16 protein-coding genes and 1 riboswitch are annotated in these 15,574 nt (G+C 45.7%); of the genes, 1 reads left to right on the top strand and 15 read right to left on the bottom strand.

The genetic code is table 11. The features are described 5' to 3' along the window. Position 1: 1 nt before the first annotated feature. The 9 genes from sleB to SFC25_RS02905 form a co-directional block, all read right to left on the bottom strand. Positions 2 to 784 (bottom strand): spore cortex-lytic enzyme, encoded by a 783-nt coding sequence (gene sleB / locus SFC25_RS02945; protein ID WP_411214199.1) that lies wholly within the window; start codon positions 782 to 784, stop codon positions 2 to 4. A 156-nt stretch (positions 785 to 940) separates the two neighbouring features. Further along, a complete protein-coding gene (gene prsW, locus SFC25_RS02940; protein WP_411213855.1) occupies positions 941 to 1,609 on the bottom strand; it encodes a glutamic-type intramembrane protease PrsW in 669 nt (222 codons plus the stop codon). A gap of 100 nt (positions 1,610 to 1,709) precedes the next feature. Next, on the bottom strand, positions 1,710 to 2,672 hold the full coding sequence (locus SFC25_RS02935) for an asparaginase (protein ID WP_411213854.1): 963 nt from the start codon (positions 2,670 to 2,672) through the stop codon (positions 1,710 to 1,712). Positions 2,673 to 2,686: 14 nt separating this feature from the next. Continuing rightward, positions 2,687 to 3,664 carry a YpdA family putative bacillithiol disulfide reductase gene (locus tag SFC25_RS02930; RefSeq protein ID WP_411213853.1) on the bottom strand — a complete coding sequence of 326 codons (978 nt, stop codon included), beginning with the start codon at positions 3,662 to 3,664 and terminating at the stop codon, positions 2,687 to 2,689. Between the two features lie 87 nt (positions 3,665 to 3,751). Further along, entirely contained in the window at positions 3,752 to 5,023 is a 1,272-nt protein-coding gene (locus SFC25_RS02925; protein ID WP_411213852.1) for a Glu/Leu/Phe/Val family dehydrogenase, read from the bottom strand. 162 nt (positions 5,024 to 5,185) lie between these two features. Next, positions 5,186 to 5,767 carry a genetic competence negative regulator gene (locus tag SFC25_RS02920; protein ID WP_411213851.1) on the bottom strand — a complete coding sequence of 194 codons (582 nt, stop codon included), beginning with the start codon at positions 5,765 to 5,767 and terminating at the stop codon, positions 5,186 to 5,188. A gap of 194 nt (positions 5,768 to 5,961) precedes the next feature. After that, positions 5,962 to 6,261, bottom strand: a complete 300-nt coding sequence (locus SFC25_RS02915) for a hypothetical protein (protein ID WP_411213850.1) — start codon at positions 6,259 to 6,261, stop codon at positions 5,962 to 5,964. Between the two features lie 26 nt (positions 6,262 to 6,287). Beyond that, positions 6,288 to 7,808 carry a RecQ family ATP-dependent DNA helicase gene (locus SFC25_RS02910; RefSeq protein ID WP_411213849.1) on the bottom strand — a complete coding sequence of 507 codons (1,521 nt, stop codon included), beginning with the start codon at positions 7,806 to 7,808 and terminating at the stop codon, positions 6,288 to 6,290. Continuing rightward, complete coding sequence (locus SFC25_RS02905) at positions 7,805 to 8,803, bottom strand: YpbB family protein (RefSeq protein ID WP_411213848.1); 999 nt, start codon at positions 8,801 to 8,803, stop codon at positions 7,805 to 7,807. The genes SFC25_RS02910 and SFC25_RS02905 overlap by 4 nt, the downstream gene beginning before the upstream one ends. A gap of 102 nt (positions 8,804 to 8,905) precedes the next feature. Here SFC25_RS02905 and SFC25_RS02900 point away from each other — a divergent pair, with 102 nt between their 5' ends. Continuing rightward, on the top strand, positions 8,906 to 9,154 hold the full coding sequence (locus SFC25_RS02900; protein ID WP_411213847.1) for a ferredoxin: 249 nt from the start codon (positions 8,906 to 8,908) through the stop codon (positions 9,152 to 9,154). Positions 9,155 to 9,168: 14 nt separating this feature from the next. Here the strand turns inward: SFC25_RS02900 and SFC25_RS02895 are convergent, their stop codons facing one another. The 6 genes from SFC25_RS02895 to SFC25_RS02870 form a co-directional block, all read right to left on the bottom strand. Next, a complete protein-coding gene (locus SFC25_RS02895; RefSeq protein WP_411213846.1) occupies positions 9,169 to 9,699 on the bottom strand; it encodes an ECF transporter S component in 531 nt (176 codons plus the stop codon). Next, a complete protein-coding gene (locus tag SFC25_RS02890) occupies positions 9,699 to 10,091 on the bottom strand; it encodes a DUF4430 domain-containing protein (protein WP_411213845.1) in 393 nt (130 codons plus the stop codon). The genes SFC25_RS02895 and SFC25_RS02890 overlap by 1 nt, the downstream gene beginning before the upstream one ends. A gap of 74 nt (positions 10,092 to 10,165) precedes the next feature. Next, a riboswitch (cobalamin riboswitch) is annotated at positions 10,166 to 10,344 on the bottom strand. Positions 10,345 to 10,359: 15 nt separating this feature from the next. After that, positions 10,360 to 12,120, bottom strand: coding sequence for an ATP-binding protein (locus SFC25_RS02885; protein WP_411213844.1), 1,761 nt, complete (start codon positions 12,118 to 12,120; stop codon positions 10,360 to 10,362). Continuing rightward, positions 12,120 to 12,836 (bottom strand): response regulator transcription factor, encoded by a 717-nt coding sequence (locus SFC25_RS02880; protein ID WP_038560981.1) that lies wholly within the window; start codon positions 12,834 to 12,836, stop codon positions 12,120 to 12,122. The genes SFC25_RS02885 and SFC25_RS02880 overlap by 1 nt, the downstream gene beginning before the upstream one ends. Positions 12,837 to 12,862: 26 nt before the next feature. Further along, on the bottom strand, positions 12,863 to 14,020 hold the full coding sequence (ccsB, locus tag SFC25_RS02875) for a c-type cytochrome biogenesis protein CcsB (RefSeq protein WP_411213843.1): 1,158 nt from the start codon (positions 14,018 to 14,020) through the stop codon (positions 12,863 to 12,865). Next, on the bottom strand, positions 14,020 to 15,567 hold the full coding sequence (locus tag SFC25_RS02870; RefSeq protein ID WP_411213842.1) for a cytochrome c biogenesis ResB family protein: 1,548 nt from the start codon (positions 15,565 to 15,567) through the stop codon (positions 14,020 to 14,022). The genes ccsB and SFC25_RS02870 overlap by 1 nt, the downstream gene beginning before the upstream one ends. Between the last annotated feature and the right edge of the window lie 7 nt (positions 15,568 to 15,574).

The following is a 15,574-nucleotide window of genomic DNA, read 5'->3' as shown; positions in this document are numbered from 1 at the left end:
TCTACATACAGAAAATATGCTCACCGATCGTTTTAATCTGCGGTCTGCCCCAAATCCATGGCGAGGTAGCCGTATTCGGGTTAAAGTAATAAATCGCTCCGCCAGACGGATCCCAGCCGTTTATGGCATCAAGTACGGCTTGTTCTGCAGTTTCGTCCGGTGTCAGCCAAATCTGTCCATCTGCAACGGCTGTAAAAGCTCGCGGTTCAAATATGACACCAGAGATCGTGTTCGGAAACGAAGGGTCTTCTACTCTGTTCAAAATGACTGCTGCTACGGCCACTTGACCTACATATGGTTCTCCTCGTGCTTCTCCATGAACAGCATTGGCCATCAATTTGATATCATTTTGTGAATATCCATTTGGAACATTTACTGCAGACGTGTTCTGCGGCTTTGCGTTGCCACCGCCTGCATTACCCCCGTTACCACGTTTCTTCACTTGCTGTTCTTGTGGCGTTCCGCCATAGTAAGTGAAGGTATTTCCTTCCTCGATTTGACGCATGACAAAGGCTTTATCATAATTTGTGATAGAAACTAGCTTGTCTTTTGCCTGCTGACCTGCAACACCGTCAATTTCCATGCCGAATTCATATTGGAAATTGCGCAGTGCCCAGTAAGTGCTCCACCCGAATACACCATCAATTGTTTTATTGTAGTATCCTGCATATTGTAAGCGCGCTTGCAGTTCCACTACGTCATCTCCTGTTGCTCCGTGCTGGATCACCTGATCGGAAAAGGCATTAGTCTGCACAGGTGCCGATAATAGTAAGCCTATCAACATCAGACCGGCACAAAACAATTTGCAAAGCCGAATCTTTTTACATTCCATTGTTCATTTCCTCCAACCTAACTATGATCTGACTACCGATAGCTTTCTTCTGGCACGCCCATATTATGCAACAAAAAAAGAGTCAGGCAGATTCACTGCCTGACTCTTTTATTTCGTTGTTTGTATTTGTTCGATAGGGTGCTGGATTGCTGCTCTCACTTTACGAAGTCCGATTATCCAAAGGATGATCATGAAAGGTACAAGCACGTAAATCCAGTTGAATGTAACAATCAGCAAAATATAATCATATAATCCGTGCAGCAGGAATGGAATCAGCATCGCTGCAAAAATGCGCAGACGCGGATGATAGCTGCCGAATTTGGCTCTGCCAAGATAATATCCCATCAGTACCCCAAAAAGGGCATGGGAAGACACTGGGAAGAGTGCCCGTGTGAAAGCATAGTCTACTCCGTGCGCAAATAAATAGAGGACATTCTCCACCGTAGCAAAGCCCAAGCTGATACTGACGCCATAAATGATCCCATCATATACCGAATCCATCTCGGTATGCCTGAAAGCTGTGTACAGGAAGACGAACCATTTAAAAAACTCTTCCATGAATCCGACAGTGAAGAATGAATAAACAATCGGATGTGTACTTATTCCCTCGGCTTTCATCGCGTATTGGATGAACATAATCGGAAAAACAAGCAGAGCGCCATATAGGAAAGTCCGCAATACCATGCTGAGCGGCTCGGGCTCCAGACGATCCTTCAAATAGAAGAAGGTGAGTAGCGCGAGGGCTGGTGCAATAGCAGCGGAAAGGATGGTAAGCATGATAGCACCTCTTCCAACTAACAATCTTCCCTTATCGTACCATGTGCTCTATTTTTTTGGAATATGTTACTGGAAAGAAACAGGAAATAATTCCTGCAATCTAGATAAGTCTATCTGCCTGATCGGAAGCCAGAGCTACAGCGAGCTCGATACGGGCCTTCTTACTATCTTGGTCCTTTCCTAATAGAACCCCAGCCTTATACAGATCGTAGGCACTGCCTTCATAATCATATGTTGTATATACGTTCCCCTCTTCAGAAGCAGTCGTCAAAATAATTTTGATGCCTGCCTGCAGAGCTTGAAGAATCTCATCTTTCATATTGGGAGCGACTTGTCCCCGCCCTACACCTTCTAAGACGATACCTTTAACACCTGCTTCACGCGCGGCCTTTATAAATTTGCCATCCGCCTGCAGATAGCACTTTATGATATCCACATCAGGCAGCTTGCCTTTCAGCTCATACGTATTCCGTTTGACCGGTTTTTGGTAAAGGTACACTTTATCATTGTCGATGATACCTAAATATCCAAATCCGAAAGCGTTAAAGCCTTGAATATTGGAGGCATGCTCTTTCTTAACATATTTTGCTGGGAAAATACGTTCATTAAAAACAACAACCGTTCCACAATCCAGTAATTGCTCATCATAAGCCGTAAGAACAGCATGGCGCAGATTAATGTACACATCAGAACCAAGTTCATGGATAGCCCGCTGGGAACCTGTGACAACGATAGGTCGGGCATCCGCTATGGTCAAATCAAGAAAATAAGCCGTTTCTTCCAGCGAATCCGTTCCATGCGTAACCACAATGCCTTTTACTTCAGGATCCTTTAGCTGCTGTTCAATTGTGCTTTTTAATGAAAGCAGGTCATCAAATGTAATATGCATACTGGGCTTTTGAAGTGCACTTACGACTTTTACTTCAATATGATCTGGCAGGTCAATCTGGCTGCGCAGTTCCTCGCCTGTCATTTCACCTGAAGCAAGCTTTCCGCTTTCTTCATTCGGTACACTGGCAATTGTGCCGCCAGTAGTAATCAATACGACTTTCCCTTTTATCATCTATTTCCTTCCTTTCAGTTGCGCGAAGCAATAGACTGGGCAATATGTCCGCCATGGAAACGACCATTTTCGATGAAAACTTCGTTATTGTTGTTCCCGGCAGCAATTACACCAGCAATGAAAATACCCGGTACGTTTGACTCCATCGTTTCAGGATCGTGGTCGGGCTTGCCTGTATCTGGATGGATTGAAATGCCCATACTTTGCAGCAGTTTCAGATCGGGACGGTACCCAGTCATCGCAAAAACAAAATCAGCATCAACTACATGCGTCTCGCCTTCTGCTTCATAAATAACCTGCGTTTCAGTGATTTCTTTAATATGCGCATTGAACTTATGATCAATGTATCCATTGCGCGCCAGAGATTCGTATTCCGGCAATATCCACGGCTTGACACTTTTCGAATATGTACTGCCGCGGTAGAGCGCTGTAATATTCGCACCGGCTTTATGAAGTTCCAGCACAGCATCGACAGCGGAATTTTTCCCGCCAATTACCGTTACATTTTTACCGAAATAAGGATGAGCTTCTTTAAAATAATGAAATACATGCGGCTGATCCTCACCGGGAACTTGCATCAGATATGGCTGATCATAATAGCCAGTTGCCACAATAACATAATCTGCTTTATATTGTTTCTCTTCGTCCTTTATCGTCTTCGTCGTTAACGTAAAGTCATGCATGCTGCCTGACACTTGCATCACTCGTTCGAATGTATGTATACGTAAATTACGTCGCTGTGCTACAGTTCGATAATAAGCCAGCGCCTGGTTCCTTACAGGCTTCTTCATTTCGGTTACAAATGCGACGTCCCCTACCTCCAGCCGCTCACTTGAACTGAAGAATGTTTGATGTGTAGGATAATTATAAATTGAATTGACAACATTCCCTTTTTCGATCAGAAGCGGTTCGATCCCAGCTTTTTGCAGCTCAATTGCCGCAGATAGTCCGCATGGACCTGCTCCTATAATAATAACGCGTTCTTTTTGCATTGTAGTGCTCCTTTCCATCTCTTTTCCCGATAAAAGAGAAAGCTCTTATCCTTTCGCTTCAGGATAAGAGCATGTTTTCCATTATGATTAAATCCAGCCTCTGAATCTGGATGCTTCCGCCATTTTGCGGACGCCCACCATGTATGCAGCCAGCCGCATATCGACTCGTCTTGTCTGTGCAGTCTGATAAACATTTTGGAATCCTTTCAGCATCACTTTCTCTAATCTTTCTTCTACTTCCTGCTCCGTCCAATAAAAGCCCTGGTTGTTCTGGACCCATTCAAAATAGGAGACCGTCACGCCGCCTGCAGATGCAAGCACATCCGGAACTAACAATATGCCCCGTTCGGTTAATATCTTGGTAGCTTCGAACGTTGTCGGTCCATTTGCTGCCTCAATCACAATCTGGGCTTTGATGTTATGCGCATTATCTTTCGTTATTTGATTTTCTACCGCAGCTGGTACAAGTATATCGCAATCAAGCTCCAATAGTTCCTGGTTGGAAATGGTGGACTTGAACAAGTTGGTCACTGTTCCGAAACTGTCCCGTCGATCAAGCAAATAGTCGATATCCAGACCATCCGGATCATGAAGCGCCCCGTAAGCATCTGAAATACCGATTACTTTCGCGCCAGCTTCGTGCATGAATTTAGCCAGGTAACTGCCAGCATTTCCGAAGCCTTGAATGACAACACGCGCTCCTTCGATGCTGATGCCTCTCTGCTTGGCTGCTTCCTTCAAACAGATTGTAACGCCTTTAGCTGTAGCAGTCTCCCTGCCATGTGAACCACCCAGCACAATTGGCTTGCCAGTGATGAAACCAGGATTATTGAATTCATCCATCCGGCTGTATTCATCCATCATCCACGCCATTATCTGGGAGTTGGTCATCACGTCAGGTGCTGGTATGTCCTTTGTAGGCCCGACAATCTGGCTGATCGCCCGTACATACCCACGGCTGACACCTTCAAGCTCACGGAAACTCATTTCACGGGGGTCACAAATGATACCGCCCTTTCCGCCTCCATAAGGCAAGTCGACAATACCTGCTTTCAGACTCATCCAAATGGACAATGCCTTTACTTCATTCTCGCTTACTTCGGGATGGAAACGCACGCCACCCTTGGTTGGACCTACTGCATCATTATGCTGCGCCCGGTACCCTGTGAATATCTTCGTACTGCCATCGTCCATCCGGACTGGAATACGGACTGTCATTAACCGTACTGGTTCTTTCAGTAATTCATAGACTTCTTCGGGATAGCCAAGTTTCTGCAAAGCCGATTGTACGACCCTCTGTGTCGATTCTAATACGTCCCTATGCTTGTTGTTGGTAGATTCCGCAGCGTTGTCGGCCACTGTTCTGTACCTCCTAAATGTTTCCCCATCTTGTTTAGCGATATTACCACATCGAATCTTCACATCCATTCTAACAAAAAAGCAGCAAGATGGATAATGAGAACCGTGTATTTAATCAAAAATCAAAAAGATACCGGCAGATGCTCCGGTATCTTCGGCAACTTATGCAAAATACGTACAGATCTGCCGTATTGCATCCTTATCAAAAATCTTCTTGCCGTATTCATTCAGCCGAACCGAAGTGACGATACTCGGATTGGCGAATTCCGACATGACCGCTATCAGGTTTTCCCGTGCTGCTGGATGGAGCAGCGTGCGGATTTCCATATAGTAAAGATCGTTCATAAAGTACACAGCAGCATCTTCAATGCCGATTTGGTCCAGCTGACGTGCAACGCTGATGATGTCCTCAAAATCTGTAAATGAGAAGATAAGCTCCCTGCTTTCGTCAAGTGTCACTTTCATCTCGATATAATCCTCTTCTTCTTCGAAGTCTTCTGTCTGCGGATACTGTGTTACAATGATCTGCATCCCCTGTGCTTGAAGAATATGCACTTGAACTAAAAGTGTGCCTTCCAATTCAAAGCCCAATTCATCGCTTGCTTCATACATCATATCGTGAAAAAGCTGATGAACGCCCGGAAGATCATGCCACAGATCTTCCTTAGTCAAGCCTCTCTCGATTAAATCGTCGAAGGTAAGAAAGATCTTGAATTGATTTAATGATACGCGCTCTAACTTCATCACTTTTCCCCCTTGGATGCCATTCTAGATATAGATAGCATATGATTCGCTTTATGTTTTGTACGCGGCACTCCCCCAATGGGAGCGTCCATTTTCTTGTTGGTTTTCACCCTCGAACAGAAAGGATTTGTACGTATAGTTAGTATATTAATCTTTGAGTTAAAAATACCCTCGTTGTCCAAACTGAAAACGGACTAAAATAAGGCTGGTATCGACAGCGGTACGTCTGTATACAGCAGGATAAACCCTATAACTGCCAGAACAATGACCGTCAGGAGGATGAACCTGGCAATACCTCCATTCCAGCGCAGGCGGAAGCTTGTCCGCTGTCCATCATGGACTGTCCGGCGCGGGGGTAAATTAAGAACATCGATACGCTGAACTGCTGGTTCCGTTTCTTCTGTCTCCGGTGGCGAATCCTCGTCACCTTGGGACTGTGTCACGGATGCCACCAGCTCCTCCAGATTCTGATCCTTCTCTTCTGTCTTTGCCATGAAGTGTCCATCCTTCCATTTCCGTTTTACTGCTGCAGGAGGTGATACAGCTGCTCACGCCAGCCAGAACGTTCCGGCTGTGCTTTGGTCAGAACCGCCTGCCATTCAGTAAGGGTATCGCCGCAGTTATCGCAGCATCGGCCTTTTGCTTGGCGCACATCAGATTGAAAGTCTGCAAAAAGCGCCTGGCGCCTGCATGTATCTGTATAGACCCATTCTTTCATGCGCTGCAGCTGCTTCAGCTTATGTCTTTTCCTGTCTCCAACAAACTTCTCTATTTGTTCCAGGAAATCCTTCCAAGCATTTGCCTCATAATGCAGATGATTTCCCTTTACTATATCATGTTTCTCCATTTGATAAAGTAAAAATCGCCATTGCGTCTCACTAATCGGAATATGCTGGATGAGCAGTTCATAGGAAGGCAGTTCTAGCTCCCCTGCTTTTACCCGCTGATATAGGAAACGCAGCATTTGCTGAATCGATGCTTGCTCCGGAAGATCCTGTTCGATCAAGTGGATGGGTATTTGCCAATCCCCAGGGCTGTAAAGAACAACACTGACACTTTCTTCTCCGTCCCGCCCTGCCCTGCCGACTTCCTGGATGAAAGATTCCTTGTCACTTGGCAAATGATAGTGAATGATCAGGCGTACATCTTCTTTATCCACTCCCATGCCAAATGCACTCGTACAGCAGATGATCTGCAGCTGGCCGGCAAGGAATTGCTGCTGGATCAATATCCGGTCTTCATTCTCCATGCCTCCATGATAGTAAGCACAGGCCATGTCCGGCATATTTGCCCGTATGATGGCCGCCGTGCTTTCAGCCATGTTACGACTCGAAAAATAAATGATAGTAGGTGCTTGAAACTTTCTGAGCAAAGCCAGCATCGTCTCATTCTTTTCCTGCTGATCTTGTACTTCCTTGATAAAATACGAGATATTTTCCCGATCCATCGGATAGATATGCTTATCCATGTCCAAATCCCCAAGCAAATGCTGAATATCTGCTTGTACTTCTGGAGTAGCTGTGCCAGTCAAAGCAAGTACTGGCGGATGGCCCAGATTTCGGATCACTTCTGCCAGTCGCAAGTAATCGGTACGGAATTCCTGTCCCCACTGCGAAATACAATGTGCTTCATCCACGACAAACAATTGGATATGCAGTGACTGCAAACGATTGATCAGAAAGTCGTTTTGGAGCATCTCCGGAGAAACGTAAAGCAAGTCATAATGCTGCAGTTTCCGCAAGATCTGCTGTTTGTCTTCAAAATCAAGAAAACTATTGAGTGCCGCTACCCGCTTGAATCCTCTTGCACGCAGCTGTTTCACCTGGTCCTCCATCAGAGACAGAAGTGGCGAAACAACGATAACTTGTCCGCTCCGCATGAATGCAGGCAGCTGATAGCAAATGGATTTCCCTGTTCCCGTAGGTAAGACTCCCAATGTATGATGGTCGTTTAAGACACTTTCCAGTATCTCCTCCTGCCCGGTCCGGAAACGATCATAGCCATAATACTTCTGCAGTGCTTTCTGCAAATCCGCATTCATGCTTTCACCTCCCGCTCTTTCCGCAATGCCAGTGCCAATCTGATCTGAAAATAGTCATATTTCCCTTCCAGCAAAGCATGAATCTGTTTGAGTTTGTTTGTACCGGCTCTCGTGGCGCACGCTAAAATGATATTTGCATCGGCTTCAGAAATAAATTGACTGGAAAATGCTTCACCATCGAGCCAGGTTATTTCGACGATATGATCTTTGATTGTGTTCTCTGTCAACCCTCTGACAAGCGCAATCTGCTCTACTGACATACCGCGTTCAAGCATTGTCCGTGTCCTTTGCGCTGTGGAGGTAATGGACCGAATCTGCTGCTTTGGACTATCCATAAGTGCAGCAAGATGCGGATAGGAAGGTGTATCGCCTTCTGCGTGCTGCAGGAGATGATGGATAGTCGACGTTTGATAAAGGAGCACATCCGTATGATGCACATGATATTTTTCTGCCAGCTGTTCAGTAGTCAAACCGATATGCTGATATCCTGTTAATCGGTCAACAAATAAATCAGCTTGTATTTGCGGCAGTTTCTCGAGCAATCCGTATAACTCTTCATACACTCCGTTTCGCCAGTCATCCAGATGATGCTGTTCCTGTCGGTACAACTGTTTTATCCAATGCTGGATGGCAGGGTTGTCCGTTACAGGTATATACCGTTTCTCCTCATTTGCTTGGTTGGAAAGCAGCTGAACGAGCAGAAGCAGCCGATACAGGAAGTGCTCTGTTTGAGATTGATAGGCCATACCATTGAAATACGGCATGTCTTCCGGGATAACCTTCCCTTCTTCTTGGATGGTTTCGTCAGCTATCTGGTCGAATACCTGTCTCTGTAATTTCGGGTAAATTCCGAACAGATGGGTGAGGCCATACATATGGGCATCCTGCAAAGTTTGGGCAGAACGCTTGCCTTGCAGCAGATGATAGATGGACGCTGTGCTCCGTTCCTGACGGATGGGCTGAGCGGCATGGATGATGATAGATGCCAGAAGCATGCTAACCAACCTTTCTGTAAGCTTGTATTCCGTTTCGGTACGCGCTACACTTAGTATAAAGCAAGAAGCATCTTTGTTGAAAGCGGAAGGGGGAAAAGCGGGATGGCAATGTATACATATGTCGATCAAGATACTTGTATCGCCTGCGGTACATGCGGAGCTGTCGCGCCCGATGTATACGATTATGATGATGAAGGTCTGGCATTTGTCCTGCTCGACCGCAATACTGGTACCTTCGCTGTACCAGAGAAATTGCAGGAGGATGTAACAGAGGCATTTGAAGAATGTCCGACCGAGTCGATCAAGCTAAGTGATTTGGTTATCGCAAAAGAAGCACTATCCCATATATGAAGAACCACTTCCTGTTAAGAGGAAGTGGTTCTTTTACCTTCCGCAGGAATCCACTTGCTGAACAGCCTGCGCAGAACCGGATACAAGATGAAAAAGAAAATACCGTTGCCGATCGCATGCATTGTATCAAAACTTATTCCTGCAAGGTAGTACGCCAGGAAATGCTCCATTATGAACAAATTAGGCAATGATATCAATAAACCATATACATACCCTGTCAGAACACTGGCAGCCGTCATGACAATCAGCGGCGGGTTTTTCCACAGCCTGCCAGCTAGACCGAATGTAAGACCAATCAGCCCCCAGGCCAGCATCTGCCATAATGTCCATAACCCCATACCAAGTATCATATTGGATAACAGCGTGGACAAAACAGCGATAATGATGCCTGCAGCCGGACCTAGCAAAAGCGAACAAATGATGATGACACTCGTCATCGGCTGCATATTCGGCAGAAAGGGAAATAGCACGTTCGCATATATTCTTCCTACCGCTGCAAGTGCCGTCAGCATTGCCAGCAGCGTCAGCTTACGAGTTGTAAACATTAAGCTGCTTGCAGATTGAAGACAACCTCATCGCCGTCCTTCAATTCAAGCTCATTCGCCCCGACTTGTGCCATCTCCCCGTTGACAGTGAACAGCCAGTATTTGCTTTTTTCTTCATCTTGGCTATGACCGTCGATTGACGTGATGAACCCATCATCTTCTTCGATTTCGAAGTTCTCTTTCATCACATCCAGCAGATTGTCGCCTTCCTCGAAGCTGACTTCCTTCGAAGAGATTTCTTCTCCACCTTCAGAAAGTGTTACGGTCACTTGCTGTTCGGCTTGCTGCTCTGTTTGCTGGTTTTGTTGCTGGGATTGTTCTGTCGTCCCGCACCCAGCCAGGATGCCTGCTGCCAGCAATAGGGCAGAAAACATATGTAGTACTTTTTTCATAAAAAAATCCTCCCTTTTAGTAAAGGAAAGAGCATCAGAAGCTGCCGCTCCACCCGCTCAGTCCTCGAAGCGGTGAAACACAAGCACACAGGGCAGGTCTGCTGACTGATACCTTTATCTACTAAGAACCCTTCCCATCCATCAGGACAGTGGTTATGTTCCTTTCGGCGGTAATCACAGCTGCGAGGACAGTCACGGAATCACACCGTGTTCCCTATCAAGTCTGTTCGACACCTTGTACGCTTTGAATCCAGCTTATTTTATCATATTATGTCAGGTTTGTATCCTGTGGGAGACGAATCGTGAATGTTGTTCCTTCATGAAGCTTACTTGTAACTTTGATAGTTCCGTCATGTGCTTGGATGATATTTTTAGCAATAGCAAGTCCAAGGCCATTTCCAGTTCTGGCGGTTTTTCTCGTTCTTGATTTGTCTGCCTTGTAGAATCGTTCGAAAACGAAAGGCAGATCTTCCTCCGGGATCCCGCTCCCAGAATCTTTGACAATTACGACGAGCTGTTCCTTATCTTCAGATACCAACACTTGAACAGCCCCTGCATTCTCTGTGTGCGTAATGGCATTATCAATTAGATTCGTCAATACCTGTTCGATAGCATCAGGAGCAAAATGATAGGTCTGCTTATCCAATGCATTGACCAGCCCTAGTTTGATTTCCCGTTCATCGGCCAAGCCTTGAAACTTACGGACTATCCGCTCCAGGAACGGATTTATTTCCACCTCTTCCATGACGAGATTCGTATCTCCTGCTTCCATCCGTGCTAGGTCAAGCAGCTGGTTGACGAGCCTTCCGATTCGCAAGGATTCATCATGGATGATTTGAGCAAGTTCATTTTTTGCTTCAACAGTATCAGCAATATCATCGATGATCGCTTCACTATAGCCCTGCAGCAAGGAAATCGGTGTGCGCAGCTCATGGGTGATATTCGTTATAAAATCTTCACGGAGCTTATTCAATCTGCGCTCCTGCGTCATATCCCGCACGACTGCCACGGCACCGCGAATTGCTGCATCATCATAAAGCGGTGTGGCAATAATCACCCATTCCCGCCCTTGGATCGTTACTTCACGGGTAACCTCCGATGCAGTCGAGACAACATTTTCCATGATTTCAAGCCAGAAACCCGGAACTTCATGGAATGTCTCGCCATTTTCAAACTGCCAATCATGGATGAATGTTTCAGCAGGGGGATTAGTTACGGTCAATTCGCCTTGCCTGTTGATCATGACTACACCATCCACCATTGCATTGACAACGCGGGCAAGATGTTCTTTTTCCTGGCTGAGTGCGTTTATATTGAATTCCAGCTGTTTTCCCATTTTGTTAAGAGCAGTAGCAAGCATACCTATTTCATCATGTGTGACAACAGGCACTTCGGTACCAAATTCACCTCTGGCAACATTCAGCGCGGCATCCTGCATCTTGATCAGCGGTTTTGTGATCCTGGACGATAGGAAAAAGGCAAATACTGTTGTGAGGACAAAGGCAATTCCTGCTGCCAGCAGGATGATTTGTGTCGTCTGATTGCCTGTCTCTTTCACGACAGATAATGATTGATAGACATAAACTGCGCCAGACCCATCCTGCAGCGGTGTACCGACAACGATTACACTTTTGTCGGTATCAGGCAGGATAAGCTGTTTGGATACATCTTCTCCATCTGTTACAGCCTTATTTAATTCCGTATCATTCAGCAGCCATTGCTTATCCACATCCGGCAGTGGCTCCTCTTCATCTGCGTCAGATAACCAAAGCTCATCATTTTGAAGGATGGCAATACGGGAATTCGGATCCTGAACACGTTCTGCAGTATCGTACACCGTACTGCGGTCGTCAATCTCTTCCAGCAAGATGGATACCTTTGCTGCTGTCTGCATAAGACTTTCCTCTGCTTCTTCTATATGAAAATTACCGAAGAACTCCAGCAGCAGAAATGTAAGCAGACCAAGGACGACTGACACAAGAACCAAGATGGTCAGCCAAAGCTTGTTAACAACACTTCCCCACAGCATCAGCTCTTATCCGCTTCGAATTTGTATCCGACACCCCACACTGTCACAATCATGCTTGCAGCTTCCTCTGATACCTTGCTCAGTTTTTCACGAAGTCTTTTGACATGCGTATCTACAGTACGCAGATCTCCGAAGAACTCATATTTCCAAACCTGCTTCAGCAGCTCTTCTCGTCCGTACACTTTATCTGGTGTGGAAGCAAGGAAGTGCAGCAATTCATATTCCTTTGGTGTCAATGTCACTTCTTGATTATCCGCTGTCACACGGTGGGCATCTTTATCTATAGTCAAATGGGAGAATACAAGCAAATCCTTCGCTTTTGCGTCTGTATGCAAATATTTAGTCGTAGAAGACCGGCGCAATAAGGCTTTGACTCGCAGCACGACTTCACGAGGACTGAAAGGTTTCACAATATAATCATCCGCACCGACTTCAAAGCCTTCCACTCGGTCAGCTTCTTCTCCCTTGGCTGTCAGCATGATGATCGGCGTTCCTTTTTCCTTGCGTATTTCCTGGCAAACCTCGATGCCATCCTTACCAGGCATCATGACATCCAGCAGGATAACATCATAATCTGTTTCATTTGCCATTTGAAGTCCCTGGTCTCCGTCAGCAGCTTCATCAAGCGTGTAGCCTTCTTTCTCCAGATACATGCGCACGAGTCTGCGGATTCTTTCTTCATCATCTACTACAAGAATATGTGCTTCTGTTTCCATGGTCCTTCCCCTTTTCTCTTTTTATGTTAAGCATACGCGTGTAATCCTACGATAAGCAAGTTTACTGCCAGCAAATTGAACATGATGATACAAAAGCCGATTACAGCAAGCCATGCGGATCGAATGCCTTGCCAGCCTCTCAGCATGCGTATATGTAAATAAGCTGCGTAGAAAAGCCAAGTAATCAGTGCCCACACTTCCTTTGGATCCCAGCCCCAAAAGCGGTCCCACGCCTGCTGAGCCCAAATCATCGCAAAAATAAGAGCGCCTAGTGTGAAGATAGGAAAACCGACTGCGACAGAACGGTACCCTATGTCATCCAGCATTTCCTTTGGTATTCTCCTCACAAAAGGCTGGAGCGCTGCTCCAATCCTTTTTCTGGTGAAAAAACGAATGAGAATATACAAGACACAGCCTGCGATCAAGGATAAGCAGATTGTATTAAGCTTCAGTGCCGCATTCTCACCGCGCAGCCAATCCGGAACAGGTATGCCGAACGGAAATGGTGAAGATACCATATCACTTGGTACAAACAAAGGAGGCAGCTGATAAATGACGCTTGTATCTGCTGTCGACACACTGGCTGTATATCCGAATGATCGGAAAAGAATAGCGAGAAGCATATAGCCGGCAACCGAAAGGATAAGAACAATGATGCCCTCGATGAGCCATACCCTCTTAAGCTGTTTCTCCTGATTTGTTTCATGCAGGATATAAAGAAAACCCGCAAAAAAACTGACAGCAAGTACTGCTTCTCCAAGTGCAGCCGTTGTCACGTGAATATACAGCCAATGACTTTGCAGTGAAGGTACAAGCGGTGCTACCTCACGAGGAAACATGGCAGCACAGCCGATAATCAGGACACTGATCACCAATGCCATCACCGCTAAAAGCGGATAGCGATAAAGCTGGTAGATAATCAGTAAAACCAGTATGAGCATCATGCCAAAGAAAGTCATGAATTCGAATAAGTTGCTTACTGGAGCATGTCCGCTGTACATCCATCGCAGGATGAAAAATCCAAGCTGCGCGATCCATCCAGCCGCAGTGACAATCCAAGCAATGCGTTCTGTGAGGCCATGCCGGTGTTTAGCTGCTGCCCATGTGAAGAAAATGATTCCAAGCAGATAACTGATAAAAGCAGCCTCCAGTAAATGTCCGCTTATAATAGATAACTTTTCCATCAGCTGCTCTCCCCTTTATCATAGCTGTCGAAAATACGATCCAGTTCTCTTTCAAAGGAAGACGCATGCTTATTCGTATGTCCTGCAATCATATAAGAGCCGTCCTCTTGTTTTTGAAGCCATACTCTGCGATGCTGCCAATACAGTCCCTGGATAAGACCAATCATGAAAATAAGACCTCCGAGCAGGAATACCGGCAAGGTCAAATCGCGTTTCACTGACAATCCTGTCACGTTATGTGTATCATAATCGACAGTGCGTACGCTGAATCTATCCGTTCCCGTCTCCGGCACCACCTCATCAATCGCAAGGAACAGCCTTTCTGTCTTATCGTCCTCTGTAATATCGAAAACGAATGCAGGATTACGAGGATATTTCGTTGCAGTAATGATGTTGTTTCCGTCCAATTGATAGTCCGGATAATAATCAACCAATTTCGCATGAAGCCCGTTATCCAGCGTATAGTCGGCTTGGGGATTTTCCGTGCTGACAAGAAAATCAGCTGTTTCGCCTTCCCTATTCTCTGCGCGGAAAGTCAGGCTAGTGAATTCATTCAGCTGATAGCCTGATTGATAGATCGTATATCCAGCTGCTTTGACAGGATGATTTACGGATACCTGCAGCTTTTTCAATTCATTCAATTCTGGGGTCTCACCTGCAATATGATCTTCGGCTTCGTAGATAATGACATCTGTTGTGAAGCTTTTCGGTATCAATCTGCCTTCTTGTTCAATAGCAGCTTCGAACTTTGGATCCTTATCATCGTATGTATCTACCCGGAATTTCTCGTTTTTTATAAACAATGATTGATCCGTATTGGGTACAATCGCTGTTTCACCGTCCCGTATCCATACAAACTCATCTTGATAAAAATATGGAAACAGCCGCAGAAATGCACCAAGCAGCACTAAGAGCAAACCGATGTGATTCACGTAAGGTCCCCATCTGGCAAAGCGGTTCTTCTCCGCCAGATAATCTGTTCCATCTTGCTGAATGCGATAATGCCTTTCTTTTAACTGTTTCAACAAGCGCTCCGGATTAGTTATGTCCTTGTTTCGAACGTAAACTAGCTGCTTCAAAAAATGTTGCTTTCGCTTTACTGGCTGTCGTTTCAATGCACGGTACAAAGGAAAAAAACGATCAATGCTGGCAACCAGGATGCTGGCCCCAAGCAGTCCCAGCAGCGTCATATACCACCAAGAGCTGTATAGCTGATCAAAGCCTAAATCATGATACAGGCTTCCGAACATACCATATTCCGATTCGTAAAACTCCTTGGGCAGTTTTCCGATAGGAATGTATGCCCGCTGCGGCAGAATAGTGCCGATTGCCGTTGCAAGCAATGTCAGCAGCAGGATATACATGCCGTTCCGTACAGACGCGAAAAAACGCCATACCTTATCTATAATCGTCCGGTTACACTGCTGCGAGCGCCGGTTTGCTCCTTCATAGCGCATATCCAGTTTTTCTTTTAAGATGCTGCCGCATTGGCAGCATTTTTCGCTATCAGGATTGTTTTCATGCTTACAAGCAGGACATTTCTGCAATTACACC

It is taken from the genome of Terribacillus saccharophilus, assembly GCF_046592595.1.
Lineage (GTDB): Bacteria > Bacillota > Bacilli > Bacillales > Amphibacillaceae > Terribacillus > Terribacillus saccharophilus_C.
The sequence above is the reverse complement of the archived record's forward strand: the minus strand, read 5'-3'. Positions and strand labels throughout refer to the sequence as shown.

Coding starts and splice junctions, on each gene's coding strand:
- sleB (WP_411214199.1), bottom strand. CDS start 784: ATGTTGATAGGCTTACTATTATCGGCACCTGTGCAGACTAATGCCTTT.
- prsW (WP_411213855.1), bottom strand. CDS start 1,609: ATGCTTACCATCCTTTCCGCTGCTATTGCACCAGCCCTCGCGCTACTC.
- SFC25_RS02935 (WP_411213854.1), bottom strand. CDS start 2,672: ATGATAAAAGGGAAAGTCGTATTGATTACTACTGGCGGCACAATTGCC.
- SFC25_RS02930 (WP_411213853.1), bottom strand. CDS start 3,664: ATGCAAAAAGAACGCGTTATTATTATAGGAGCAGGTCCATGCGGACTA.
- SFC25_RS02920 (WP_411213851.1), bottom strand. CDS start 5,767: ATGAAGTTAGAGCGCGTATCATTAAATCAATTCAAGATCTTTCTTACC.
- SFC25_RS02915 (WP_411213850.1), bottom strand. CDS start 6,261: ATGGCAAAGACAGAAGAGAAGGATCAGAATCTGGAGGAGCTGGTGGCA.
- SFC25_RS02910 (WP_411213849.1), bottom strand. CDS start 7,808: ATGAATGCGGATTTGCAGAAAGCACTGCAGAAGTATTATGGCTATGAT.
- SFC25_RS02905 (WP_411213848.1), bottom strand. CDS start 8,803: ATGCTTCTGGCATCTATCATCATCCATGCCGCTCAGCCCATCCGTCAG.
- SFC25_RS02900 (WP_411213847.1), top strand. CDS start 8,906: ATGGCAATGTATACATATGTCGATCAAGATACTTGTATCGCCTGCGGT.
- SFC25_RS02895 (WP_411213846.1), bottom strand. CDS start 9,699: ATGTTTACAACTCGTAAGCTGACGCTGCTGGCAATGCTGACGGCACTT.
- SFC25_RS02890 (WP_411213845.1), bottom strand. CDS start 10,091: ATGAAAAAAGTACTACATATGTTTTCTGCCCTATTGCTGGCAGCAGGC.
- SFC25_RS02885 (WP_411213844.1), bottom strand. CDS start 12,120: ATGCTGTGGGGAAGTGTTGTTAACAAGCTTTGGCTGACCATCTTGGTT.
- SFC25_RS02880 (WP_038560981.1), bottom strand. CDS start 12,836: ATGGAAACAGAAGCACATATTCTTGTAGTAGATGATGAAGAAAGAATC.
- ccsB (WP_411213843.1), bottom strand. CDS start 14,020: ATGGAAAAGTTATCTATTATAAGCGGACATTTACTGGAGGCTGCTTTT.